Source organism: Faecalibacterium tardum (genome assembly GCF_040096515.1).
Lineage (GTDB): Bacteria > Bacillota > Clostridia > Oscillospirales > Ruminococcaceae > Faecalibacterium > Faecalibacterium tardum.
The window spans coordinates 50595-74503 of record NZ_JBBMEO010000001.1 but is presented as its reverse complement, the minus strand read 5'-3'; the positions used below and the strand labels follow the sequence as shown (position 1 = coordinate 74503).

Here is a 23909-nt window from a genome sequence, read left to right as displayed (position 1 = left end):
CTTTACACTTCTTTGCTCCCAACAATATTTTGCAGGATGCGGGCTGTCATGGCGTCCAGCTTTGTTTCCAGTGCGGGCAGGTGCAGCAGGCGGTAGAGCCGCTGATACACGGCATCCACCGCGTAGCCCGCAGCGGCAACCAGCAGCACCGCACCGGTCAGGTAAGCCAGCGAGGGCAGCAGCGCCCCGCCGAACCGTGGCAGGTCTACCAGCTGCCACAGCAGCGCCCGGGTAAAATCGCTGTCGTGCAGCAGATACACCCCGAAGGACAGCGGTGCCAGCCGAAAGACCCAGCGCCGCCAGTAGTCCGAGCGGATGCGGATATTCTGGAACAGCAAAAACATTGCTGCCGAGGCGATGACCGTATCCAGTGCCTGATAGCCATTAATGGTATTCACAAAACCGTTCAGGTGCAAAGTGCTTTCCACCCGCAGCGCCAGCATCCGGTTGAACAACCCCGCCGCCGAAGCTGCCAGATATGCCAGCAAACACAGCCCGCTTGGCACGGTCACCCGGTATTTGCGGAAATAGGCTGCCATAAAATACAGGATATAGAACCAGATAAAGCTGTACCCGTTATTTACAAAGGTCACATCCGTTGCCCAGTAGAACAGCGTGCCCCACACGCTTTGCAGCAGCAGCGCCACCAGCAGCAGCGTTTTGTACTGCCGCCGGTCAAGGCTTTGCACCACCGCGTTCAGCACCGGCACCGAGAGGTACATCAGAAAATAAGCCGAGGCGAACCAGTAGCCGTTGGAGGTAAGGGGCAGCAGCGCCCGAAGCAGCTTGACCGCCGAAAGCGGGACTGCCCCCGCCCTGACCGCAACGCAGAAGGTGAGCATGGAGTAAAACCACACCTGTGCCCCAATGCGGAACAGCCGCCCGGCGCGGACAGACCCCTTGCGCTCCGACAGATAATAGCCGGAAAGCATTACAAAACAGTTGGTGGACACACGCGCCAGAATAAACAACAGCCAGTAGATCCAGAATGCCACCGACCCCTGCGGTGCCGCACTGCCCAGCCCGCCGTGCCCGATGCTGTGCATCAGCACGATCATCACCATACTGAGAATGCGCATCGTCTCAAAGCCGCTATGCCGTTTCTGCTCTTCCATACCCCATTTTCCCCCTTACATTTCCCCTGTTTCCAGCTGCCGCAAAGCCTGCCGCACCTGCTGCTCCGGCCGCAGCCACGTTTGATAATACGCCGCATTGTGCTGTGCCATAGCCAGTATCGCCGCCGGGTCTGCCAGCAGCTGCCGCAGCTGCTCCTCACATTCTGCCGGGGAGGTATACGTTTTATAGTTTTTGCCTTCTTCAAAGCCGCCCGGCAGGGTATACCGCAGCGGCTCGGTAACGATCGCGCGCCCCGCCGCCACATACTCACCCAGCTTCCAGCCGGTAGAGCCGTGCAGTCCGGTAGAAGCTACACAAATTTCCGTGTGCTGCATCCGGTGCAGGTAGGCGCGCTTGCCGGTCAGCTTGTCCGGCAGGATCAGTTCCGGGCACAGCCGCCGGGCACAGGCGTTGTCGGACACGCCGCCGGTGAACTGCGCCGGGAAGGCACTTTGCAGCCGGTGCAGCAGCTCGATGCGGTCTGCATTCACCTGCCGCCACTCTGCCTGTAACTCCGGGTATTGCTGCACCGCCGGTTCCTCCGGGTCCCACAGACGGGTCAGGAAGAGGATGCGTGGCTTTTTGCGCACCCGGGTCAGCCGGGCTTCAAAGTCCTGCGGGTAGCAGCGGGTGGAAAGCGCCCACTGCTTCAGGCGGCTCTTTGCGCTGCGCTCCGCTTCCAGCGGCGAACCCGGACAGGTAACGTAATAGTTCAGCCCCAATGGCCGCAGCTTTGCAGAAATATCGCCCGGGAACTGCCGGTTCTTCTCCGCCGAAAAGCTGCGCTTGAACACCACATCCGCCCGGCGGAACAGTGCCAGCACCGCCGCCGGGTCGTTGTAAAAGTAGCCGTCCATCAGGTCAAACACCACCGTGCGGCCGTCAATTTCCGTTTCCAGCAGCGCCTCCCGGGCAATGGGACTGCCCTGCCGTTCGTCCTGTACCCGCAAAGTCAGTTCCCCGCGCCTTGCCAGCAGGATAAAGCCTGCCAGAATGCCGCTGATGTGCGCCGCACCCTCCCGGGTGGCAAGTTTTACTGTAACTTCCATATTCCCTCCCGTCAGCGGAACAGCCCGGTGCGCCGCTCACCCATAGGGATGACATCGCAGAACACACACCGGCTCTTGGTGGAAAGCTGCACATCCTTGTGATAGCAGCCGAAAAACCATTTTTCGTAGGTCAACTTGAGCAAGATCTCGTCCAGAAACAGGTGCAGACGGTTGCTCTCGCCAAGAGCAAGGGCGGTAAAATCCAAAAATCTGCTTGGTGCATCGTGGGTCAGCACATAATCTACCTTGTAGTCTACTTTCTCTAAGTTGCGGCGGCAGGTGTCGTACTCCTCGTCACTGGGCATCTCCTGCTTCCACCAGTTCACGCCCGGCTCCCGGTCGTCCTTATCCTGACTTTCCGCGCCGCCGAAGCAGAGATAGGTCTTGCCCTCCAGCTCCAGCACACTGCCCCGGCACACATGGTACACATTGCCGCCAAGGCTCTGCACCCTGCCGCCGAACAGCTCCGTCTCCGGGTACTGCGCCAGCAGGTCGTAATTTTCGTGACTGCCGTCCAGAAACAGAATCGTGTAGGGGCGCTTGCGCAGCCAGTCCAGCCGCTTGCGCTCTGCGGCGCTTCCGTCCCACACAAAGCCGAAATCTCCCAGCACCACCACAGTGTCCTTTTTGCCCAGCCAGCGCAGTTTGCCCTGCTTGAAGCGCTGGATATCGCCGTGGGTATCCCCTGTAAGATATACCATTCCTGCCCTCCCTGCCGGGGCGAAAGAACGGTGTAAAACACCGCAAGGCTCTTGTAACGCCCCGGCAAACCTGTTATTATTATAGAACACAGCACACTTGCTGCAAATTTGATCTTCCGGCGCGCTGTACCGCGCAGCCGTATCTCGTATATTTTATCGCTTTTTAAAGGAATTGTCCACATGAAACGTATTTTTGCACTGGTTCTTTCATTTGTATTTCTGCTCAGCTGCCTTGTGCTGCCCGCCGGGGCCATGTTCGACCCCAGCCCGGTGTATCAGGTGCAGGCTGCAAGCGCCTATATCGTGAACACGGATACCAACATCATCGTCTATGATAAGGACAGCACAAAGCAGGTGTCTGCCGGCGGTCTGACCAAATATATGACCCTTGCCGTACTGCTGACCAACTACGCCGACCAGCTGGACAGCACCTTCCAGATGCCCTTTGCCATCTCGGACTATGTTTATAACACCAATAACGCAGATATGCGCTCCAACGAGACTTTCACCTACCGGGAAGCCATGTACGCCATGCTTACCCGCAACGCCAACGAGGCAGCCATGGGTGTGGCGTACACCCTTGCCGGCGGCGATCTGGACGGCTGGGTGGCGCAGATGAACACCCTGTCCCAGCGCATCGGCACCACCGCCAGCAGCTGGACGGACGCCTGCGGCATCGACAGCGGCAACACCACCTGCGCGGTGGATATGTACCTGATTCTGCGCTACCTGATGAGCTTTGACGCCTTTGTGGAGGTGTCCGGTGCCCCCAGCTTTACCATGCCCGCCAAGGAGAAGCACCGTTCCTCCTCGGTGCTGGTCAGCCAGAACGCCGCGCTGAGCAAAGCCAGCGGCGGCGGCTATTACCGCAGCGCCATGCAGGGCGGCATGTGTAGCGTGACCGCCTTTAAAGACGATACCGGCACCCAGAGTTATGTTTCGTGGGGCAACAAGGACGGTGCCACCTATATCTTCTGTGTGATGGACAGCCCTGACAGCTGCGATACCCTTGGCTATGCCAACCGCCGCCCCGCCCTGTTCGAGACGGTCAAACTGATGGACTGGGTGTTTGACAGCTTTTCCATTCAGGCTGCGCTGGACACCGACCTGACCATTGCGGAGATCCCGGTCAAGTATTCCTCCGACACCGACACCTTGCAGCTGTACCCCAACGACAGCATGATGACCCTGCTGCCCTCCACCAGCGACGGCACCGTCACCCAGAAATACTTCCATCTGCCGGACTACGTCTGCGCCCCCATCCAGCAGGGCGACGTGGTAGGCACGGTGGAGCTGAAGCTGGCGGGTGAGACCATCGGCGTGGTGGATCTGATCGCCGGGCAGGACGTAGCCCGCAACCCGCTGCTGTTCGGAGTGGATAAGGTAAAGGAGTTTTTCACCAGCCTGTACCTGAAGGTGGTTCTGGTGCTCAGCCTGATCGCCGCCCTGATCTACGGGCTGTGGCTGCTGTGCGCCAACTGGAACCGCCACAAGCCCACCAAAAAGATCCACCGCCGCTATTGAGCAAGAAAAAGCCCCGCACCGGACACCGCCGTGCTCTGACCGTTCTGGTCAAAGACACAAAGCGCCTGTCCGATGCGGGGCTTTTTTCTATATTGCAGCGCTTCAGGCGCGATTTTTTAAAAGTTCCGTCAGGCTGCGGAAGGTTTGGCCGTGGTTGCCGGTAACCGTCTCGGCATGGAGCAGGCTGCTGAGAACACTTTCCTCCACGCACTCTGCCACCGCCCGGAACAAAGGGTTGATGGCATCATCGTGGAGCAGGGTCATGGGCAGCAGGGCTTTCTCTGAATAGTGCGGCACCCGGTTGGCGGTGGTGAAGGCGATGACGATCTCGCCGCTGCCGTTGCCGCAGTAAGAGCCGGTACGGGAAAGCCCCACCAGCGCCCGGCGGCACAGCCGCCGCAGCTGCCGCTCGCTCAGGGGGATATCCGTAGCCAGCACCGTGATGATGGAGCCTTTATCCTCGTGGGGCGGGATGCTGTTATTCAGCAGGGTGTGGATAGGCGTGCCCGCCACGATGAGGTCATCGAACAGCGCATGGTTGGAGAGTACCAGTGCGCCCATGGTGTAGGGTTTTCCGTCCAGTTCCACCACCCGGGAGGCGGAACCGATGCCGCCTTTCAGCCCGTGGCAGCGCATTCCCCGCCCGGCACCTACGGCACCCTCGGCAAAATCTGCCTTGCAGTCTGCCAGCGCGGCAAAAACGTGCTGCTCGGTCACATGAAGCCCCCGGATATCGTTCAGGCCGCAGTCGTTGCACTCGCAGACCACCGGGTTCACGCTGCCGGTGGTCTCGCAGATGTCGGGGTTTTTCTCCAGCATATACTTTACCAGCGCGGTCTGTGCCGTGCCCACGCTGAGGGTGTTGGTAAACAGGATGGGCGTTTCCAGCGTGCCCAGCTCGTCGATCTGCACAAGGCCGGTGGTCTTGCCAAAGCCGTTGATGACATAGCTGGCCGCAAGCACCTTTTCGTGGAACACGTCCCCTTGGTGCGGCAGCAGCGCCGTTACGCCCGTCTGCACCACGCCGTCTGCCAAGGTGCAGTGCCCTACCGTCACCCCCGGCACATCGCTGATCTTATCTCGTGCACCTTTGGGCAGCGTGCCCACCTGAAAACCCCATTCGTTCCCTGCAATGCCCATTGTAGCTCCTCCTTGCCTTTTTCTATGGATATCATAGCATTTCCGCTGCCAAAAGTAAACCGCTGTAACAAGCCGGGGCGGGCGCAGAAAAAAGGCTGCCGCGCTGCACAAAATCATTGAGGTGCCGCTGCATTCTCCGTCGGCCACGATCTTCTGAGCGCCGCATAGGAGACCAGAAAGTTTGCAAGCCACCCTGCCGGGACGGCAAGCCAGACAAAGGCAATGCCGAAGCGCGGTGCACAGAGCAGGGCAACGGACAGGCGAATGGCAAGGTTTACCATATTTGCAATGAGGAACGGGCGCATGATGCCAAGCCCGCGCAGGACGCCATCAGTCGCCATCTTGATGCCCATGAAGATGAAGAAGTAACCCAGCCACCGCATATAATCACCGGACACCTGATAGGCCAGCGCCGTTCCGTCCTTGCCCAGAAACAGCGAGGAGATCTGGGTGTGCAGGGTTTCAATGACCGCAAAGGCAATGACTGCAAAGCACAGGTCCAGCACCAGCGCAGCGTGGTAGCCTTTTTTGAGGCGGTCGATCTTCTTTGCACCAAGATTCTGGGAGATATAGGGCGAGACCGCATTGCCGATGGAGACAAAAATCAGCGAGAAAACATTTTCTACCCGCATCGTTGCTGCATATCCGGCAAGCGCCTGTGTGCCGAAGGGGTTTACCACCGCCTGCACGATCATCATGCCGATGGACACGGTGGACTGCTGCAAGACCGACGGCACCGCAATGCGGAGCATGGAAGCCAGCTCCTGCCGGTCGAACCTTTTAAAGGGGCTTTTATACTGCCGCATCCGGTGCAGGAAGATCAAAAACGAAAACACCGCAGAAATGCCCTGTGCGATCAACGTAGCAAGGGCTGCGCCAAATACGCCCAAGCCAAGCCCCGCAACCATCCAGAGATCCATAAAAATATTCAGGATGGAGGAAAAGATCAGCAGACCCAGCGGGATCCTGGACTCCCCAATGGAGGTAAACATGGTGGAAAGAATGTTGTACATGAACAAAAACGGGAAGCCCACAAAATAGACCCGCAGATACAGCACCGCGTCCTCCAGAATGTCGGCGGGGGTCTGTAAGCCGCTCATCATAGCACGGGAAAAGCTAAAGCCAAAAACGCCAAGGACAACGCTCAAAACCAGAAAGCTGAGCAGGGACGTTGACACAATGGTTTTCATTTTGCCATAGTTTTTAGCGCCAAAATAGCGGCTTACCAGCACACCGGCACCCACACCGGCCCCCAGCGCCACACAGATAAAAACATTGGTCAGCGCAGCACAGGCACCGACAGCCGCCAGTGCCGAGGAGCCGACAAACTGACCGACTATGATGGAATCCGCCATGTTATAGACCTGCTGAAAAAAGCTGCCCAGGATCATTGGCATTGCAAAAACCGTCAGCGCTTTCAGCGGCGCATCTGTGATCAGATATTCATCTTTCGACATGATCTATTTCCTTTCAAGCTGTGTTTCTCTCAATTTCTTTAAATTTGCTCTGGCCAAGTATACCACGCTTTTTCCTTGCTGAAAAGCTTCCGCCTACATTCTCGCAAACTGCTTTTATAAAGTTCCGTTTCCCTTTCCCCTCGTCTTGACAAGCCCTTTTCTTCCGATTACAATACCAAAAAGAGCCCGCAGACGGTTTTTTTGCTGCCTGCTGCCACAACCTTCCGGGAAAGGATTTTTTATGGAACCAAAAACAAAACAATCTCTGCTCGTTACCGTGGTAGGGGTAACGCTTTTTGTAGCACTGCTGCGGCTTTCTGACGTTCTGGTCTTTGCCGCAAAGCTGATAGATCTGGTACTGCCCATTCTGGCGGGCGGCATTCTGGCGCTTTTTATCAACGTACCCATGACCGGGCTGGAAAAGCGGCTGAACCGCCTGTTCGGCAAGGCCAAAAAGCAGCCCTCGGCGAAAGTAATCCATCTTCTCAGCTTTTTCATCACCCTGCTGGGCGTTGTGCTGGTGCTGGTGCTGGCGCTGACTTTGCTGATTCCGGAGCTGGTGCAATCCTTCCACAGCCTGTATGTGCAGATCGAGGCCAATATCCCCCGCTGGACCGCCTATCTCAACGCACAGGATGCCGACATGAGCTGGCTGATGAGCTGGCTGGAGGGTATCAACTGGGAGCAGCTGCTGCACAAGGTCACTGCAAGCATCGATACAGTGCTGGTCAATGCGGTAGGGGCAGTCTCTGCCACGGTGAACATCGTAGTCACCGCCTCGTTTGCACTGATCATCTCCGTCTATATGTCCCTTGGGACGGAGAGCCTCAGCCACCACGCCCGCACGCTGGTGTGCGCCTACCTGAAGCCCTCCCATGCCGCCGGGGTGCTGAAATTCTGCCGCTTGTTCCGGCAGTCCTTCGCAAACTTTTTAACGGGACAATGCAGCGAGGCGGTGATCCTTGGCGTTTTGATGGCTCTTGCGTTTTCCGTTTTCAAGATCCCCTACGGCAGTCTGGTCGGGGTGCTTACCGCCATCTGCGCCATCATCCCCTATGTGGGTGCGCTGATCTCCTGCGTGGTCAGCGTGTTCCTTGTGCTGTTGGTAGACCCTGTGCTGGCGGTGCGCTGCCTGATCGTGTACCTTGCCGTGCAGTTTGTTGAAAACCAGTTCATCTATCCCCGTGTGGTGGGCAAATCCGTGGGGCTTTCGCCGCTGTACACCCTTGTTGCCGCCATGATCGGCGGGAAGCTTTTCGGCATCATCGGCATTATTTTCTTCATCCCCCTGACGGCGGTGGTCATCGAGCTTGTAAAAGAGGACGCCTGTCGGCGTCTGCGCGCAAAAGAGCCGTTGCAATAAAGCAGCGTGCCCGGAAATACCACTTTCCCCTGATACCCTTTCCCCAGTATCAGGGGTATTTTTATGCCGTGCGGCTGCAAAGCACGCGGTTGTTCGCCCTTTTCCATGCAAAATCCTTCAAAAAACAACTTGAAACGCTTTTGTTACGATGGTACAATAAGACTGTCATTTTATGGGAAAATCGGCGTATGCCCAGTGCGGACAGGCCGCGAGCGTGGGGGATCCTGTGGGGTGTGTAAAAATAGCTACGGCAGCACTGCACCCCATTGGTTCTGTGCAGCACTGCCCTCCGAAATGTGAGGAAGGTATTTGTATGATGAAGAAAATTTCCCGCCGCTCCTTTTTGCAGGCTTGCGGCGTTGCAGCTGCCACGGCAGCGCTGACCGCCTGCGGCAGCGGTAAGGCTGAAACAGATAAAAAAGACGATGCGCACGAAGCCGTCACCTTTATGGCACCCTATATGGAGGTAGAAGCCTTTATTGAGCAGGTACATAAGGTCTACCCGGAAGTAAATGTTGAGATCGTGCCGTACAGCGGCGATAACACCACCACCTGCTTGCAGAATATGTTTGCGGCGGGCGACCTGCCGGATATTTGCACTCTTTCGGTCTATAATCCCATGACCGACCTTGTGTCCAACAAGCTGCTGGACCTTTCCGGCTATGATTTTACCGACAACTATGTAGAATCCCGCTTGCAGGACGTGTTCGACAACGGTGCCATCTATCTGCTGCCCTCGGTTTACAACTGCTACGGCATCACCTACAACAAGACCTTGCTGAAAAAATACGGCTGGGAGCTGCCCAATTCTTTCGCTGAGCTGGAAGAACTGGCTGCAAAGGCCAAGGAAGCCGGGGTCGATCTCTGCCTGCCGCAGATCCAGTATCCGGGCTACGGCTTCCAGTACCTGTGCAACATTGCAGACGCCGATTTCCTCGGCACGCTGGATGGCAGACTGTGGCAGAAGGATTATCTTTCCGGCAAGGCAAACGTCAGCAACACTCCCGGCATGATGCAGGCAATGGCGTATGTCAAAAAGTGGAAGGACATCGGGATGCTGAACGACTCCGGCGATCCTCTTGACGACAACGTGACCCGGCAGAGGATGGCCGAGGGCAACACCCTGTTTTTGATGGGCGGCACCAATGGCATCGTGGAAGCAGACGACAACGCCGATAAATTCGGCCTGATGCCCTATCTCTCGCAGGACGGCACCCAGAATGTTTTTGTGCTGAAGGTGAACCGCTTCTACGGTCTGAACAAAAAGCTGGAGCAGAACCCCCAGAAGCTGGAGGATGCGCTCAAGGTGATGCGCGTGCTTTCCACCGTTGCGGGCACCAGTGCCCTGCTTGCCGAAAGCTCGCGGAAAAACAGCCTGCTGCCCTTCAAGGACGCAAAGGCAGATGACACCTACTACGCCGATATTGCCAACGCCCTGAACGCGGGCAACACCGCGCCCTTTATCTATTCCGGCTGGGAAAACACCATCGTGACCACCGGCCTTAAAATGCTGGACTTTATCAAGGGCAATGCTACCATGGAAGATGTGATCCGTCAGCTGGACGAGGATCAGGATAGCGTGGTGAACAACACCCCGGATACCATCACCACCGTCACCGAGGAGCTTTCGCAGGAGGACTGCGCCATGCTGGTGGGGCGCTGCTTTGCACAGGCTACCGGCAGCGACCTTGCGCTGGTCTCGCTGAGCACATGGATCCCCGGCAACCCCAGTGAGCAGAACCACTACGGCGTAGCCGCCAAGCTGTACGCCAAGGGCATTACGGATTACGACCTTTCGGTGATCCTGCCCACCGGCTGGAACCGCACCATCCAGACTGTTGCCCTGACCGGCCAGCAGATCAATGACCTGCTGGCTTCTGGTTACGATGCCTACGGCAACGGCAAGGGCTATCCCTATGTGCTGGTAAGCCCGGTGCAGCCGGAGGCGGGCAAGACCTATCAGGTTGCCATCTGCGGTGTGAGCGACCAGCTGGCTGCCGAAGCAACGGTGACAGACAGCGGCGTGGTGGGCATGGATGCCGCAAAAACCTTCTTTGGTGCTTACACCACCATCAGCCGGGCAGACACCGCATGGAGTTGAATAAAACGGACAGGAGATACTGGATGTGAACAACAAAATCTATAAAAAGCTGTTTGTAGGCTTCGGCTTTGTCATCATCGTGTTGATCCTGACCCTTTTTGTCATGAGCCAGACCTACATCCAGAACCTTGTCTACCATGAGCGGCTGAGCCAGATGGAAGAGGTCACCCACCAGATGTTCCACAGTCTGGAGGATGTGATCGACACCCACTGGGACGAGGTGAATGTACAATGCAATTATTTGTACTACACTCCGCTGGAGACCGATACCGATCTCTACCGCTATCTGAAAAAGCTGTCGGAGCTTTCCAATTACCATGAAAGACAGATCGAACTGATCGCCGTGGATGCTGCCGGACATTATTATACCGCGTATGGCCGCACGGGTCTGCTGCGGGAAATGAACTATCTGGAAAGCGCGCCGCAGCGGGTCAGCTATGTTTCCAACGCGCTGACCGAGGACGACTCCCGGATGGTGTTCCTGAAACAGCTCCCCACCCCCATCACACTGCAAAGCGAGACCGGCGAGATCACCCTGCGCTATTTTGGCATCTCCCAGTGCATGACCCAGCTGAACGATTATTTCCACTGCGACGCCTACGAAAATAACAACAGCGTCTATGTGCTGGACAACAACGGTTTCAAGCTGTTCAACGCCAATGATACCGAGCTGCTGAAGGGGCATAACGTATACACCGTGCTCTCCCAGATGTCCTATCTGCACGGTTCTTCCTTTGCAGCAGCAAAGGAGCGGCTTGCCCGCACAGGCTCCTGTTATTCCAACGCCGTACTGGACGGGACTGAGTATTACTACGCCCTGAAGCAGATGGAAAACGCCCAGTGGACGCTGGCGTTCCTTGTTCCGGCAGAATATGTGGCCGTGAATACGCAGAAACTGGTCAATATCGTCATGGTCGTTATTGTAGGCTTTGCAACGGTGTTTTCGATCATGGCAGTCATTGCTGGCTGGTTCCTTTTGCGGGAAAAGCAGCAGCGGGAACTGCAGGCTGAAAAAAAGACGAACCTCCGTCTGGAGCAGTATAACATCCAGCTGACGCAGGCCAACGACGAGATGCGGCGGGCGCAGGATGCTGCCGCCGAGGCGTTACAGTCCGCCGAGCGTGCCAGCAAAGCCAAAACGGACTTCCTTTCCAACATGAGCCACGATATCCGCACCCCCATGAACGCCATTATCGGCATTACCACCCTGATGAAAAACGAGCTGCACGAGCCGGAAAAGCTTGCCGAGCATCTGGGCAAGCTGGAAAGCTCCGGTCAGCTGCTGCTGGGCATCATCAACAATATTCTGGATATGAGCCGCATCGAGAGCGGCAAGACCACCCTGAATGTGGAAAAGATGAATCTGCCCCAGCAGATCAGTCAGTTGGACAGCATCATCCGGCAGCAGGCAGGTCAGCGCCGCCAGAGCTTTACGGTAAGCACCAATCTGCAGCACGAAAACGTGCTGGCCGACCCCAACCGTTTGAATCAGGTGCTGATGAACATCCTCTCCAACGCGGTCAAGTATACGCCCACCGGCGGACACATCCGTTTGGAGGTGGAAGAGCTGCCCCGGAACGAGCACTACGCCCGGTACCGCTTTGTGGTGCAGGATGACGGCATCGGCATGAGCGCGGACTACCAAAAGACCCTTTTCGACCCCTTTACCCGTGAGGAGCGCTCCGGCACCAACAAGGTGCAGGGCACGGGTCTGGGTATGGCGATTACCAAAAGCGTCATAGACCTGATGGGCGGCTCCATCAGCGTAGAGAGCGCCACCGGCAAGGGCACTCGCTTTGAGGTGGTGCTGGAATTTCCCATTGACACCGAAGCGGACACGGTGCAAAAGGCGCAGGCGCTCCCGGAGGAAGAAGAGGCCACTTCTCCCCTGTCCGGCATGAAGTTTCTCTGTGCCGAGGATAACGCCATCAACGCCGAGATTCTGCAAATGCTGCTGGAAACAAAAGGCGCAAGCTGCACCATCTGCCCCAACGGTCAGGAGATCGTGGATGCCTTTGCCAGCGTAAAGCCCGGCGATTATGACATGATCCTGATGGATATACAGATGCCGGTGATGGACGGCTTGGAAGCCACCCGCCGCATCCGCAGCGGCGAAAACCCGCTGGGACGCACCATCCCCATCCTTGCCATGACCGCCAACGCCTTCCTTGAGGATATGCAAAAGAGCAAGGAGGCCGGCATGGACGAACACCTGTCCAAGCCTGTGGACATCAGCGCACTGGAGCAGGTGGTGAAGCGCTTCCGCGTTACCCCCCCCGAAAATAAATAGCGGTATACAGCGCTTTTGCCGCAAAGCAACGCATAACCTTGCATAAAAAACTGCTGTCCCTTTGCCCGGACGCTTTGGCATCCGGTACGGGGCAGCAGTTTTTTGCGTTATAGAGGGAATGTTACGCTCAGATGGGCATGGTCTGGTAGAACCAGTCCGAAATGGCCTTGCGGGTGTCGGCGAAGAACTTTTTCACCGGGCAGGCGGCATCCCGGGCTTCCTGTTCCAGATCCGTGCCTGCAGGGAAGTTGCGGATGACGGTATACGCCACCGACTGCGGCGGCAGCGACATCATCACAGCCGGGTCGTGCACCACGCAGATCTGCTCGCCTACCGCAAGGGTAGCGGGGTCGGAGGTGGTTTTTTCGTCATGGTCCTGCCAGACGGTGCTGTCGGTGATGATCATCTCATAGCTCTCCTGCTCTTCCGCAGAAACCACAATGGACTCCACCTTGCCCTCTACTGTGCGGCTGACGCCCTCTACCGTGCCATAATAGTAGAGCTTCTTGGAAAACAGCGCCGAAGCAGAGGGCAGTGCGCTGACGCTGAGCAGCAGCACCGCAAGCAGGCAAAAGAGCGAGCGATAGGTCTTTTTCATAGAAAACCTCCATTTTTGATATTGCAGTGGAGCGCCCGGCGCTCCCGGATGCCTTATTTTACCACAGCTACTGTCGGATTTCTATATCCGGGCTTAACCGGCCACGGAAAATCAGCTTTTACGCAAAAAGGGCTGCCGTGCATAGCAGCGCACAGCAGTCCTTTTTAGGCTTTTATCCGTTTACTTGCTGATGGAAAGGGTGCCGAATGCAGTCTCTTCAAAGTGGCTGCTGTACAGCTCCTGCATCAGTTTGATGAGCGAGAGGGTATCCTCTGCGCCGGCGGTCTCGTAGCAGGAGTGCATCGCCAGCTGCGGCAGGCCGATGTCCACACAGTTCATGGACACCTGTGCCATCGCCAGATTGCCCAGCGTGCTGCCGCCCACCTTATCGGAGCGGTTTGCAAAGTATTGCAGCGGCACACCGGCGCGGGCAGCCAGCTCCCGGGCGGCGGCAACGCTCATGCCATCGCTGGTGTACTTCTGACCTGCGTGGGTCTTGATGACCACGCCCTTGTTCATGTAGGTGCAGTTGTTCACATCGGTGTGCTCCGGGTGGTTGGGGTGCACGGCGTGGGCGTTGTCGGCGCTGACCATAAAGCTGGAGGCCACCGCACGGTGGAAGTCCTCGTCGCTGCCGCCAAGACTCTGGGCAATGCGGTGCAGCACATCGTACAGGAAGGTGGAAGCTGCGCCCTGCTTGGTGCCGGAGCCCACTTCCTCGTTATCAAAGAAGGCTGCCACGCCGATGGAGCGGGCGTTCTTTGCGGTCAGCAGACCTTTCAGGATGCCGTAGACGCACTGCTGATCGTCTAGGCGGCCGCAGGAGATGAACTCCTCGTTGCAGCCCCAGACGGTGGCCTTTTCCCGCACATAGAGGAACAGGTCGCTGCCAAGGATCTGCTCCTCAGACACCTGCAGCTCCTCTGCGATCAGCTTTTTCAGCGCGCCCTCCTCGCAGGCACCGCCCAGCACGGGCAGCATATCCACCTGCTTGTTGAAGGAAGCCTTATCGTTGACCTCGCGGTTCATGTGGATGGCTACGCTGGGGATCATCAGCAGGTCGCGGTCCAGTGCCACCAGACGGGATACGATAGCGCCGTTCTCCTGCACCAGCACACGGCCCGCCACAGACAGCGGACGATCCATCCATGTGGCGCAGATCATGCCGCCGTAGCCCTCGGTGTTCAGCTTGGTGTAGTTCTGCCCCATGTGGATCTCGGCGTTCTCCTTGATGCGGAAGCAGGGAGAATCCGTATGGGCGGCGGCAACGTTGAAGCTGTAATTTTCCAGCTGGTCGCCCATGCGGAAGGCGATGATGCTGGAACCGTTGCGGCAGACAAAGTAGTCCTTGCCGGGTTCCAGCGCCCACTTGCGGCTTTCCAGCAGCTCGGCAAAGCCTGCTTTCAACAGGATATCCCGCACAGCGGCGGTGGTGTGGTATGCGGTGGGGTTGCCGTCGATGAAGGACAGCATTTCACGGACTTCGGATGCGATCATAAAAATAAACCTCCTTGGGTATATCTGAAAAGAGCCGGTCAGTGCTGACCGGCCCCTTTTAAGCATATTCAGGTTACTTTTTGGCAGCGGTCTGCTCGCGCTTTGCAAGGGCGGGCAGAATGAATCCCAGCACGGTCAGCACCACGGGGGTGATAACGTTCAGTGCAAAGGTGAAGGGGTCCTTATCGTACATACCCAGCACGCAGCACACGGCGGTAACGGCAAAGCACCAGCCACCGAAGAACTTGGCCACGGCCTGATTTTTGACAAAGCGGTACTCGGCAGGGATGGTATCGTAGGCGTTGCGCAGGGCGATGTAGGCGGCAAACACCCACAGATAGCGCATGGGCATGCACACAGAGTTCAGCTTGGTCAGCTGGCGCAGAACGGCAGCAGCACCGGGCACGAAGGACTGTGCCAGAATGATGGAGCCGGAGAGCACAGCCACCATTTTGATGCCGTTGCTGTGCACACCATGGGCGTTGACCTTGTGCAGAGCCTGCGGGATGAACTGCTTGGTGTGCTCGTTGTCCAGCAGCATACGCAGCGGTGCGTCGATGCTCAAGATCAGCACGGCGAGCTGGCTGATGACGTTGCACAGCGCGTAGATGATCATGAACAGATCGCCCACATGGTAGTACTGACCCAGCTTCTGAAAAGCCCAGTAGGAACTGTTGGCGACATAGGCGTTGAAGCTCTCTGCGCTGGCGTTGATGACGGCGGGGTCGAACATACGGCTCATGGCCAGCGTGCCCAGAATGGCGCAGGTGACCACCATGACGGCCAGCGTGATCATGCCGCGGGGGAAGCCCTTGCTGGGGTTCTCGACCTTATTGACGTAGGGGGAGATCTTCTCGCAGCCGCCCACAGCGAACACCAGAATGGACAGAGAAGTAAAGTAGGTGACGTTGAAGTTGGGGATGAGGCTGCTGAAGCTCAGGTTTGCGTGGACGTACTCTGCCGTGGGGTTGATGGCCGGGGCAGCAAACATCATCACGATGTACAGCAGGGACATGACGAAGGTGCAGGTGCCTGCGGCAGTCAGCAGCTTTTTCAGGGGGTTCAGACCCAGACTTGCAATGTAGCAGCCCAGCAGCAGGATGCAGAAGGTAGCCAGCTGGATGTAGCGGGTGGGGAAGGAATCGTAGGTCTCCGCGTTGCGGAAAACTGCCCAGCTCAGCGCTTTCAAAAAGCCGCTGCCCTTGCTGGCAATGTAGGTGATGTGGCAGGCCCAGTAGGTCCAACCGGCGTAGTAGGCCAGTTTGGCGTTGGTGGTCTGGTGCAGCCAGGAGCTGACGCCGCCGCCCTCGTTCTTAAACGCAGAGCCCAGCTCACCCACCATCAGCGCATAGGGGATGAAGTACAGGACAAACATGAAGATCCAGCTGAAGATGACCTGCGGACCGTTAAAGTACACAAAGCCGTTGGTAATGTTGCCGAAGCCCCAGACCGTAGAAAAGGCCATGAAGGCAAGGGTAAGCCACGAGATCTTTGTGGCTTTTTCTTTGTTAGACATGCGGACAATTCCTCTCTTTCTTTTCCACACAGGGCGGAAGTTCCTGTAAGAAGGCCGATGTTCCGCATACATTTCGCAATTTTTACCAAAAATACAGCAGTACTCGACCAATCGCTTTGATAGTATAGCATAATTGCAGATTGTAGACAATCTGCAATTTCCATAAAATGATTGGTCAAAATTTAGACGTTCAGCCAAATTCCCCTTATTTTGCTGCTTCGTCTGCTGCCTGTCCAGCGCTGTTCGCGCTGCGCATCCGCTCCATAGGCTCCATGTAGTGGGCGTAGACAGCGCGGCAGGCAGTCTCGGTGTCGCCGCTTGCCAGCGCCTCGTACAGCTTGGTGTGGATGCCGTTCTGCCGCTGCGCCAGCGTCTCGTGGTTAGAGCCGCTGTTCGCCCCAACAAGCAGGTTGCCGTAGTTCAGGTCGTCCCAGAATTTCAGCAGTCTGGGCAGCCCTGCCCGCTGCACGATGACCGCGTGGAAGCGGTTGTCATTCTCCACGATCTGCGAAAGATCCCCCGGCCGGACGCTGCGCATCTCCTCTAAGATGCCGCGCAGGGTGCGCAGATCCTCCTCCGGGAATTTGCAGTCAAAATAGCGCAGCGCCGTCATTTCCAGATTTGCCCGCAGCAGGTAGATCTCGTAGGCGTCCTCCGGCTTTACCCGGCGCACCGAGCAGCCCACATTGCGCGAATACTCGACCATACCCTCCTGTTCCAGCTGCCGCAGCGCCTCTCGGATGGGTGCTCGGCTGGAGCCGAACTCCTCGGCCAGTTTCTGCTCGGCCAGCTTTACGCCCGGCTGCAGCTCCCCGGTAAGGATCTTGCTCCTGATGGCAGAGGTGATACTTTCCCGTAAAGTCTGAAAGGCAAATTCGCCCATGACTTTTATCCCCCTTTTCTCTTCTATACGTTCTTTTTTTCCGCACGCAGTCCGCAGCCGCTGCCAGTGCAGCCGCAGGCCTGTATTGCGTGCGCCTTATAAGGATACCACGAAACGGTGGAAAAATAAAGTTTTCTGGCAAAAACAGGTACTTTCTCCCCTCTCCGTCATCGAAAGCCTGTACACAAAAAATGCCCCCGGAGGGCTTGTTGCAGCTCTCCGGGGGCATCCTATATACGTTATGCCTTGGCGCACACGGTCGGCATTTACTCGATCTCGATCAGATTCGGGTTCTCAGGCAGAGCCTTCGTCTGCTGAGGAGCGGGCAGCTCGATGTGCAGGACGCCATCCTCAAACTTTGCGTGGATGTCCTCCTTCTTCACATCGCCCACATAGAAGCTGCGGGCGCAGCTGCCGGAGAAGGTCTCGCGCCGCACATAGCGGCCCTTGTTGTCCTTTTCGTCATTGCTGTGGCTGCGCACTGCCTGAATGGTCAGGTAGCCGTCGTTCAGATCCATCTGAACGTCTTCCTTCTTGCAGCCCGGCAGATCAACGTCCACTTCGTAGCCGTTGTCCGTCTGCTTGACATCGGTCTTCATCATGTTTGCACCGCGCTTACCAAAGGTGTCGCGGGCTTCGCGGTTCATCGCACGCTCCAGTGCACCCTCGTTCCAGAACGGATCAAAGAGATCATCGAACAGGTTCTCATGAAAAACAGTCGGCATAAACATAAAACATACCTCCAATCCCGGCGTTCGGGTCGGGGCAAAAACTTTGAAGCGTCCATTCGGAAAGGCTTTCCGGGGAGCCTTGCGGCTCTCCTTTTGCCCTTCCTCCTGAGCACGCCTCTGTTATAGCACCAGTCATTAGCAATGTCAAGCGTAGAGTGCTAAAATTCATAAAAGAATAATACTTTTGTCACAGCTTCTGCAATTTCTTCAAAAATGCAGCGCAGCAACGTGTTTATTATATTGCAAGCGGAACAAGCATTCCTTGGATATACCCCGCAAAATACGCAATGCCTGTGCTTACAGCAATGCAGACGCCCCACAAGACCCATGCGGCAAGCTTTTTGCCGGTCAGCCTGTAAATGGCGTTCCAATACTCCACGTTGCACCATACAAGCGCCGCCGAGAACAAGACCGAGAGCCACTGCGCACGGAAGGACAGCTCCATGCTGATAAGCAGATAGTTCGTCAATGTATAAAACAGGCTTCTGCCCACGATCTCCGGCACGCTTGAATGCTTTTGCTGCATATCAGTCACCCGTCTTTCCGTTCAAACCCCAGATAACGCGTGCCCTGAAAGCTCAGCCTTCCGGTGTCGCCTTCTGCCAGCTGGCCGTATTCCGTGCCGCTCAGCCGCAGCTCCATGCGGTCGCCGCTTTCCACCTGAAAGGTCACATAATAGGTGGTAGCGCTCGTACTGGTGTAGCCGTGGGCGCCGGTCATGTCCCCTGCATTGGCGGTGTGATGGCGGGAAACGTTCATCCGCTTGGCCACCACAGTGGCCGGGACGGTAAGGCGCGGGGACGCATTATTTTTGCTCCATGTGCGCAGATTGCTCACCACGGTAAACAGGATCATGCCCAGCACCACCAGAAATACCAGCGGGAACAGGATGCTGAACAGCGCGTCAAACCCACTATAAAACATTTTAGCCCTCCAAAATCTCTTCCAGCAGCTGCTTTACGTCCTCCAGAAAAGCGTCCTCGCCGAGGGTGTTCACCTTAAAGAACACCGCCTGACTGCCGCCCGCTGCAATGGCCGACAGTCGGATAGGCTCGTCCCCGTTCTGGAACAGGGTCAGCGTCAGGCTAAGGCGGTTGCCGCCCACCATGCTGTACCGCTCAAACACCCGCACGCTGCACCGGGCGCTGCCGTCCTTGAAATCGCTGCCGGCTTCCAGCTCTGCCGACCAGCTGCTGTCCGGGATGGCGTGTTCCAGCTTGCGGAGCAGGGTATCGAAGTTCTGGTTACGGATGGTCTTTTCAAAAATAGCCATAGCTGCCTCCTTTTGCAAAATGCAGTCCCTTTACTCTGAATACGAATGAGAGCGGGCAGCAATTGCAGCGCCCGCCCTTATTTTGCTGCGGTCAAGCTTTCTTTTTTCGCAGCTTGGGTGCGGTGGCGTTGTAGCTCATGTCCAGCACCAGACGGAGCTTATCCTCCGGGGCGCTGCCGTCCAGCGCGGCGGTGATCCAGTTTTCCTTGTTCATGTGGTAGGCCGGGTAAAAGCCCGGTTCTGCCCGCAGGGAGCCGATGAGGATGGGGTCACATTTCAGGTTCACGATATCCACCGGCTGCTGCCCGGGCAACCCCAGCTTGCTTTTGGGCACGGTGGTGACCAGCGCAAACCACTTGCGGTTTGCTGCATGGCGGAACACCGCCGACTCCGGGGTGTCCATCCACGGATAGTCCGGCTCTACGCTGTAAGTATCAAAAATGAGCTGTTCCAAGCCCCTGCGGTTCATTGGCTCGCCCCCCCTTTACGGCTGCTGTGCCAGCAGCTGCGCCAGCACATCCTCCGGGCGGGGGGTGTGGTTTTGGTATTTTGCCCGCAGCGGGGCGGCGGCGTTATCCATAATGTAGGGCACACCCACCACGTCCAGCATGGCTTCGTCGTTGTAGTTATCGCCAAAGGCCATGGCCTGTGCAGGGTCGATGCCAAGGGTGCGGCACACGCACTGCACCCCGATGCCCTTGTTGGCAAAGGTGGTGTCGATCCAGTACGGGCCCGCCACGGCGCAGTTGGCCTGCTTCCAGCGGGGCACAAAGCGCTCCACATAGTTTTCCACGCCCTCGTGCAGGTACACCGACACCTTGGTGATGTCCTCCGGCACCTCGGCGGGGCTGTGGATGATCTGGTAGTGGTTACCCACGAACTGCACCCGCTTCAACATCCCAAGGCCGCGCTCCATCAGATAAGCGGTGTTCTGGCCGGAGAGCATCACCTCGCCCTGCCCCTCGCTGCGGGTCCACATATCGTTGGCGATCTCCTCTGCCAGCGCCCGCGGCATGGGATTTTTGGCGATGCACTGTTCTTCTTTAAAGATAGTGCCGCCGTTTTCGCAGATAAATACGCAGCAGTCTGCCACCGGTGCAAAGAGTTTGCGCAAGCTGGTATACTGCCGCCCGGAGGCCGGGCAGAACCAGATGCCCCGCTGATGCAGCGCCCGGATCTGTTCGAATATTTCGCCCTCCAGCTCCTTTTTGCCGTATTGCAGCAGCGTACCGTCAATATCGCTGCAAACCAGTCTGATGTCCATGGCTGTTATTCCCTTTCCGTTTTTTCTTATTTTACCACGGTTTTCCGCTGTGGGAAAGCCCCGAGCACGGCTTTTGCACCCTTTCTCTGCGTCGCTCAGCGCTTGGGCTGATAGTGCATACTGGATACATTATAAATCGTGACAAAGGCCTTGGGGTCCTCGCGGTTGATAAAGTTCATCAGCTTTTGATACTCGCTTTTGTCCACGATGGTAATGATCTCGTTGTGCTTTTCAAAGTTGTATGCACCGATGGCCTCGTACATAGTAGCACCGCTGTGCAGGTCGTTGATGATGAACTGCCGCAGCGCCTCTTCCTTCTCGGTAATGATGCATACCCGGCGCTTGATGCTGTTGTCGAAGATGAAATGATCCAGCACGATGCCGTTGAAGTAAGTACCAAGAATGCTCAGAACAACGGTCTTTTTATCGTAGACAAGGGCGGCAGAGAGCGCCACGCACATACCCGAAAGGGACATCGCCTTGCCCAGCTCCATGTGCAGGTACTTGTTCATGATCTTTGCCACGATATCCAGTCCGCCGGAGGATGCGTTGCGGTTGAACAGGATGCTCAGACCCACGCTGACCACCAGAATATAGCACAGCACATCCAGTTCCTGACTATCGGTCATAGAGCCAAAATCCGGGAACAGCCGCTCGAAAAGCCCCAGAAATACCGGCAGCATCACGCTGGTATACACGGTTTTTGCGCCGAACTCCCTGCCGCAGGTGAAAAACCCGATGATGAGCAGCACGGTATTCAGCACCATAGTAATAGCCGAAAGTGGCAGCGGCACAAAATTAGAAAGCACGATGCCAAGGCCGGAAATACTGCTGACGGATGTATGGCTGGGCGCCAGAAAAAAATAAACCGCCGCCGCAATAATGGCAACGGCCCCGGTCAGGATGGCCGTCTCCTTGGCAATTGCGGGGTAGTTCAGCTTCTTGTTTGTCATTGTTGATCCTCCAAGCTTTTGTTTTCAGCATTCAGTATACCATGCTTTGCGCTTGCAGGAAAGCACCGGGGCGCAAAATAACAAAGCCGCCGCACAAAACACTGTGCAGCGGCCTTGCCACCTTATTAAAGCTCCTCGTCCGGGTCGCCACGCTCCGGCATGGTGCGCATCTCCCGCACCAGCATGGCGCGCAGATGATACTTGCGCTGCTCCCGCTCGGTCTCCGAGTCGGTGCGCAGCTCCACCGTGCCATCGGGGCAGCTTTCGCCCGTGTATAGCGGGATGCTCACCACAGCCCGTGTGCCCTTTGCGGGGGCAGGCTCCAGCTGTAAGCTCCAGTCCATCCGGCGGCAGCACTCCCGGCAGAGCAGCAGCCCCAGCTGTGCCCCGCCCAGAAAGCTGCGGCGGTTTTCCAGCGCTGCCTGTACATCCTCGCCGGGCAGGCCGCAGCCATCGTCGGTGACCGTCAGCTGCCAGCCGCTTTCGGTGCGGCGCAGCGCGATGCAGACGCAGCCACCCTCCCGGCTGGCGCGCAGGGCATTGGAGAGCAGATGCAGGCACAGCAGCTCCGCATCTCTGCGGTCTGCCATTACGCAGCAGGCGGTACACCCGCCGTAATCCAGACGGATGTCCACCCCAAGCTGCGCCCGGATCATATCAGACTGCGCCGACACCTGCTGCAAAAGCTCACACAGATCAATGGGGTACAGCTGCGGTTTTGCTTCCTCGTGCAGAAATTCCAGCAGAGTGATTGCCTCGCTGAGGGTGCGGTCCAGCTGCATGGCAGCGGTGTTGATATCCGCCACTGCCTGCCGGGTAGACTCGTCTGCACCGGTGCGGTCAAAATGCTGCTCCAGATATTCACAGTTGCGCCCGATCAGCGCCAGCGAACGGAAGCAGACCTCCTCGACCCGTTTCTGCTGCTCTGCGGTGATAGACCGCATTTCTGTCCTTTGCTGCTCCATTGCTCTGCCTCCCCGGGCGATGCCATTTTTTCAACGGAACACCGCAGTGTTCCAACTGCCGCAACCGTGTGCAAGCCTTACGGGCGGGTGGGCGGTGCAGCCTTGGACTTTTGCCGCAGCACAACATCCCTGACCGCGTAGATCAGCTTGCCGGTGGTGGGCTTACCGCTGCCCAGCCTTGTATCAGCTTTAAATGCCAGCCACGCAGGGGTCGGTATTTCCTCCAGCTGATCCACCATCCGGCGGATGCCGCTTTCCACGGCAGCGACCGATGTATCAAACTGCTCGCTCACCGCCTGCAAGATCTCCTTGCGGATCGCCAGCTTCTGGCTGGTGCTGCATGCGATGCCGACCGCGCAGGATAGATATCCGGCGTTGACATCCCCCTGCGGGATGCCCCACGCTGCATACAGCTGGCTGCACCGCTGCTCCAGCTGCCGGTTCTGCCGCCCGGGCATCCGGTAAAGCTGCCACAGCAGCCTTTTCAGCTCGGTGCCCTCTACGCAGTAGCACCCCTCGCGGAGCTTTTGCAACGCCGTGCCGCTGCTGCGGCCATGGCTCTGTACGAGCAGCGTCGGCCGCTCCTTCAACTGGTACAGCTGCCGGACAAATTGCTCTGCAGACAAGTCCGTCAGCTCGCTGCAAAGCACCACGGCATCGTAACGGACACCCTGTCGCAGCTGTGCCAGCAGCTTTTCGCCGCTGCAAAAGCAGGTGCATACGATGGCGGTTCCCTGCTCCTGCAAATAACGCTTCTGGACACGCAGCTCCCTCAGGTCATAGCTTGCAAGGGCGACTTGCAGTTGGGCTGTTCGCTCACTGTTCACGCCATGCGCCGCCTTTCTCGCCTACCAGCCCGGCAGCTGTCAGGTCTGTGACCGCATCCCGCCAGAGCTCCGGCTGAACTCCATTTTCACACAAGTAGCGCAGGAGCCGGTAACAGAACTCCGGCGCTGCCGCAACATGCTGACTGACGATCTGCTGTCGGCTGCCGATCCGGCACAGGGACAGCCGACAGCCTTGTGTGCCCTCTACCTCCATGGCATACACCAGCGTATACTCCTGCTGCAAACCATCAATGGCAGAATACTGCCGGATCATGGGTGAAAATGTATGTTCCATTTCAGTTCCTCCTTACTACAAGGGCCAATTTTTTTCTGCCTTGTTTATATAAAGTATATTTTATAAGGTAGGAGAAACCGTTACAATCCTAAAGAAGTGTCTGAACAGAGCATTTTCGGGCATTTTGCCTCCGGCATGCTCTACGCGCCGCTGTCAGCTTTAGAATAGCACGTTCCGTCTGCAAATTCAACCGGTATCTTTTTCCGCTTTTCTTTTTTGCCCCGTCCTTCCCGGCAAAACCGCTGCCCGGGCGCAAAAGCGCCGCAGCTTCAGCATTCCTACGGAATAATTTCACGTTTTTTTCACATTTTTTTGCTAAACTTAATAGGATATTGTCTGCAAACATTTCCGAATTTCAAACCACAG

At 57.1% G+C, this 23909-nt stretch carries 23 protein-coding genes; 4 read left to right on the top strand and 19 right to left on the bottom strand.

What is annotated here, in order from left to right; translation table 11 throughout:
- Positions 1 to 2 precede the first annotated feature (2 nt).
- From WMO44_RS00380 to WMO44_RS00370, 3 genes are read right to left on the bottom strand one after another with little or no spacing between them, the layout of a single operon-like run.
- Positions 3 to 1115: an acyltransferase gene (locus WMO44_RS00380; protein ID WP_349151384.1), complete on the bottom strand. Its 1113-nt coding sequence runs from the start codon at positions 1113 to 1115 to the stop codon at positions 3 to 5.
- Between the two features lie 15 nt (positions 1116 to 1130).
- The gene (locus tag WMO44_RS00375) at positions 1131 to 2165 is read right to left on the bottom strand and encodes a glycosyltransferase (protein WP_349151383.1); all 1035 of its coding nucleotides are present in this window, start codon (positions 2163 to 2165) and stop codon (positions 1131 to 1133) included.
- 11 nt (positions 2166 to 2176) lie between these two features.
- On the bottom strand, positions 2177 to 2866 hold the full coding sequence (locus tag WMO44_RS00370) for a metallophosphoesterase (protein WP_118658357.1): 690 nt from the start codon (positions 2864 to 2866) through the stop codon (positions 2177 to 2179).
- Between the two features lie 180 nt (positions 2867 to 3046).
- Here WMO44_RS00370 and WMO44_RS00365 point away from each other — a divergent pair, with 180 nt between their 5' ends.
- On the top strand, positions 3047 to 4390 hold the full coding sequence (locus WMO44_RS00365) for a D-alanyl-D-alanine carboxypeptidase family protein (protein ID WP_349151382.1): 1344 nt from the start codon (positions 3047 to 3049) through the stop codon (positions 4388 to 4390).
- Between the two features lie 102 nt (positions 4391 to 4492).
- On the opposite strand, the gene WMO44_RS00360 is transcribed toward WMO44_RS00365, so the two are convergent.
- Positions 4493 to 5530 carry a P1 family peptidase gene (locus WMO44_RS00360; protein WP_055185400.1) on the bottom strand — a complete coding sequence of 346 codons (1038 nt, stop codon included), beginning with the start codon at positions 5528 to 5530 and terminating at the stop codon, positions 4493 to 4495.
- A gap of 113 nt (positions 5531 to 5643) precedes the next feature.
- Positions 5644 to 6987 carry an MATE family efflux transporter gene (locus WMO44_RS00355; protein WP_097779886.1) on the bottom strand — a complete coding sequence of 448 codons (1344 nt, stop codon included), beginning with the start codon at positions 6985 to 6987 and terminating at the stop codon, positions 5644 to 5646.
- Positions 6988 to 7228: 241 nt separating this feature from the next.
- On the opposite strand from WMO44_RS00355, the gene WMO44_RS00350 reads away from it, so the two are divergent.
- From WMO44_RS00350 to WMO44_RS00340, 3 genes are all read left to right on the top strand, one after another.
- Entirely contained in the window at positions 7229 to 8350 is a 1122-nt protein-coding gene (locus WMO44_RS00350) for an AI-2E family transporter (protein WP_055185402.1), read from the top strand.
- A gap of 313 nt (positions 8351 to 8663) precedes the next feature.
- Positions 8664 to 10451: an extracellular solute-binding protein gene (locus WMO44_RS00345; protein ID WP_349151381.1), complete on the top strand. Its 1788-nt coding sequence runs from the start codon at positions 8664 to 8666 to the stop codon at positions 10449 to 10451.
- A 25-nt stretch (positions 10452 to 10476) separates the two neighbouring features.
- Positions 10477 to 12741 (top strand): hybrid sensor histidine kinase/response regulator, encoded by a 2265-nt coding sequence (locus WMO44_RS00340; RefSeq protein WP_349151380.1) that lies wholly within the window; start codon positions 10477 to 10479, stop codon positions 12739 to 12741.
- Between the two features lie 127 nt (positions 12742 to 12868).
- On the opposite strand, the gene WMO44_RS00335 is transcribed toward WMO44_RS00340, so the two are convergent.
- From WMO44_RS00335 to WMO44_RS00270, 14 genes are all read right to left on the bottom strand, one after another.
- Entirely contained in the window at positions 12869 to 13339 is a 471-nt protein-coding gene (locus WMO44_RS00335) for a hypothetical protein (protein ID WP_349151379.1), read from the bottom strand.
- A gap of 180 nt (positions 13340 to 13519) precedes the next feature.
- Complete coding sequence (locus WMO44_RS00330) at positions 13520 to 14836, bottom strand: M18 family aminopeptidase (RefSeq protein WP_055185406.1); 1317 nt, start codon at positions 14834 to 14836, stop codon at positions 13520 to 13522.
- A gap of 73 nt (positions 14837 to 14909) precedes the next feature.
- Positions 14910 to 16352: an APC family permease gene (locus WMO44_RS00325; RefSeq protein WP_349151378.1), complete on the bottom strand. Its 1443-nt coding sequence runs from the start codon at positions 16350 to 16352 to the stop codon at positions 14910 to 14912.
- 205 nt (positions 16353 to 16557) lie between these two features.
- Positions 16558 to 17235: a GntR family transcriptional regulator gene (locus WMO44_RS00320; RefSeq protein ID WP_349151377.1), complete on the bottom strand. Its 678-nt coding sequence runs from the start codon at positions 17233 to 17235 to the stop codon at positions 16558 to 16560.
- Between the two features lie 266 nt (positions 17236 to 17501).
- Positions 17502 to 17966, bottom strand: coding sequence for an Hsp20/alpha crystallin family protein (locus tag WMO44_RS00315; RefSeq protein ID WP_349151376.1), 465 nt, complete (start codon positions 17964 to 17966; stop codon positions 17502 to 17504).
- Between the two features lie 235 nt (positions 17967 to 18201).
- Positions 18202 to 18492, bottom strand: coding sequence for a hypothetical protein (locus WMO44_RS00310; RefSeq protein WP_097779881.1), 291 nt, complete (start codon positions 18490 to 18492; stop codon positions 18202 to 18204).
- Positions 18493 to 18497: 5 nt separating this feature from the next.
- Entirely contained in the window at positions 18498 to 18890 is a 393-nt protein-coding gene (locus WMO44_RS00305) for a DUF2500 domain-containing protein (protein WP_349151375.1), read from the bottom strand.
- Position 18891: 1 nt separating this feature from the next.
- Positions 18892 to 19239 carry a DUF6054 family protein gene (locus tag WMO44_RS00300; RefSeq protein WP_349151374.1) on the bottom strand — a complete coding sequence of 116 codons (348 nt, stop codon included), beginning with the start codon at positions 19237 to 19239 and terminating at the stop codon, positions 18892 to 18894.
- A 91-nt stretch (positions 19240 to 19330) separates the two neighbouring features.
- Positions 19331 to 19708, bottom strand: a complete 378-nt coding sequence (locus WMO44_RS00295) for an MmcQ/YjbR family DNA-binding protein (protein WP_349151373.1) — start codon at positions 19706 to 19708, stop codon at positions 19331 to 19333.
- Between the two features lie 15 nt (positions 19709 to 19723).
- A complete protein-coding gene (locus WMO44_RS00290) occupies positions 19724 to 20503 on the bottom strand; it encodes an HAD hydrolase family protein (protein WP_349151372.1) in 780 nt (259 codons plus the stop codon).
- Positions 20504 to 20598: 95 nt separating this feature from the next.
- Positions 20599 to 21456, bottom strand: a complete 858-nt coding sequence (locus tag WMO44_RS00285; protein ID WP_349151371.1) for a YitT family protein — start codon at positions 21454 to 21456, stop codon at positions 20599 to 20601.
- A gap of 125 nt (positions 21457 to 21581) precedes the next feature.
- Complete coding sequence (locus WMO44_RS00280; RefSeq protein WP_349151370.1) at positions 21582 to 22421, bottom strand: sensor histidine kinase; 840 nt, start codon at positions 22419 to 22421, stop codon at positions 21582 to 21584.
- A gap of 77 nt (positions 22422 to 22498) precedes the next feature.
- Positions 22499 to 23248, bottom strand: a complete 750-nt coding sequence (locus WMO44_RS00275; RefSeq protein WP_055185417.1) for a sporulation initiation factor Spo0A C-terminal domain-containing protein — start codon at positions 23246 to 23248, stop codon at positions 22499 to 22501.
- Positions 23238 to 23543 carry a hypothetical protein gene (locus WMO44_RS00270; RefSeq protein WP_081028401.1) on the bottom strand — a complete coding sequence of 102 codons (306 nt, stop codon included), beginning with the start codon at positions 23541 to 23543 and terminating at the stop codon, positions 23238 to 23240. Before WMO44_RS00270 ends, WMO44_RS00275 begins: the two co-directional genes overlap by 11 nt.
- Between the last annotated feature and the right edge of the window lie 366 nt (positions 23544 to 23909).

What these genes read in the sequence shown, in the direction of transcription:
- WMO44_RS00360 (WP_055185400.1), bottom strand. Translation starts at nt 5,530, where the DNA reads ATGGGCATTGCAGGGAACGAATGGGGTTTTCAGGTGGGCACGCTGCCC.
- WMO44_RS00335 (WP_349151379.1), bottom strand. Translation starts at nt 13,339, where the DNA reads ATGAAAAAGACCTATCGCTCGCTCTTTTGCCTGCTTGCGGTGCTGCTG.
- WMO44_RS00330 (WP_055185406.1), bottom strand. Translation starts at nt 14,836, where the DNA reads ATGATCGCATCCGAAGTCCGTGAAATGCTGTCCTTCATCGACGGCAAC.
- WMO44_RS00380 (WP_349151384.1), bottom strand. Translation starts at nt 1,115, where the DNA reads ATGGAAGAGCAGAAACGGCATAGCGGCTTTGAGACGATGCGCATTCTC.
- WMO44_RS00375 (WP_349151383.1), bottom strand. Translation starts at nt 2,165, where the DNA reads ATGGAAGTTACAGTAAAACTTGCCACCCGGGAGGGTGCGGCGCACATC.
- WMO44_RS00345 (WP_349151381.1), top strand. Translation starts at nt 8,664, where the DNA reads ATGATGAAGAAAATTTCCCGCCGCTCCTTTTTGCAGGCTTGCGGCGTT.
- WMO44_RS00370 (WP_118658357.1), bottom strand. Translation starts at nt 2,866, where the DNA reads ATGGTATATCTTACAGGGGATACCCACGGCGATATCCAGCGCTTCAAG.
- WMO44_RS00305 (WP_349151375.1), bottom strand. Translation starts at nt 18,890, where the DNA reads ATGTTTTATAGTGGGTTTGACGCGCTGTTCAGCATCCTGTTCCCGCTG.
- WMO44_RS00290 (WP_349151372.1), bottom strand. Translation starts at nt 20,503, where the DNA reads ATGGACATCAGACTGGTTTGCAGCGATATTGACGGTACGCTGCTGCAA.
- WMO44_RS00270 (WP_081028401.1), bottom strand. Translation starts at nt 23,543, where the DNA reads ATGGAACATACATTTTCACCCATGATCCGGCAGTATTCTGCCATTGAT.
- WMO44_RS00325 (WP_349151378.1), bottom strand. Translation starts at nt 16,352, where the DNA reads ATGTCTAACAAAGAAAAAGCCACAAAGATCTCGTGGCTTACCCTTGCC.
- WMO44_RS00310 (WP_097779881.1), bottom strand. Translation starts at nt 18,492, where the DNA reads ATGCAGCAAAAGCATTCAAGCGTGCCGGAGATCGTGGGCAGAAGCCTG.
- WMO44_RS00365 (WP_349151382.1), top strand. Translation starts at nt 3,047, where the DNA reads ATGAAACGTATTTTTGCACTGGTTCTTTCATTTGTATTTCTGCTCAGC.
- WMO44_RS00350 (WP_055185402.1), top strand. Translation starts at nt 7,229, where the DNA reads ATGGAACCAAAAACAAAACAATCTCTGCTCGTTACCGTGGTAGGGGTA.
- WMO44_RS00295 (WP_349151373.1), bottom strand. Translation starts at nt 19,708, where the DNA reads ATGAACCGCAGGGGCTTGGAACAGCTCATTTTTGATACTTACAGCGTA.
- WMO44_RS00315 (WP_349151376.1), bottom strand. Translation starts at nt 17,966, where the DNA reads ATGTTTATGCCGACTGTTTTTCATGAGAACCTGTTCGATGATCTCTTT.
- WMO44_RS00280 (WP_349151370.1), bottom strand. Translation starts at nt 22,421, where the DNA reads ATGGAGCAGCAAAGGACAGAAATGCGGTCTATCACCGCAGAGCAGCAG.
- WMO44_RS00300 (WP_349151374.1), bottom strand. Translation starts at nt 19,239, where the DNA reads ATGGCTATTTTTGAAAAGACCATCCGTAACCAGAACTTCGATACCCTG.
- WMO44_RS00320 (WP_349151377.1), bottom strand. Translation starts at nt 17,235, where the DNA reads ATGGGCGAATTTGCCTTTCAGACTTTACGGGAAAGTATCACCTCTGCC.
- WMO44_RS00355 (WP_097779886.1), bottom strand. Translation starts at nt 6,987, where the DNA reads ATGTCGAAAGATGAATATCTGATCACAGATGCGCCGCTGAAAGCGCTG.
- WMO44_RS00285 (WP_349151371.1), bottom strand. Translation starts at nt 21,456, where the DNA reads ATGACAAACAAGAAGCTGAACTACCCCGCAATTGCCAAGGAGACGGCC.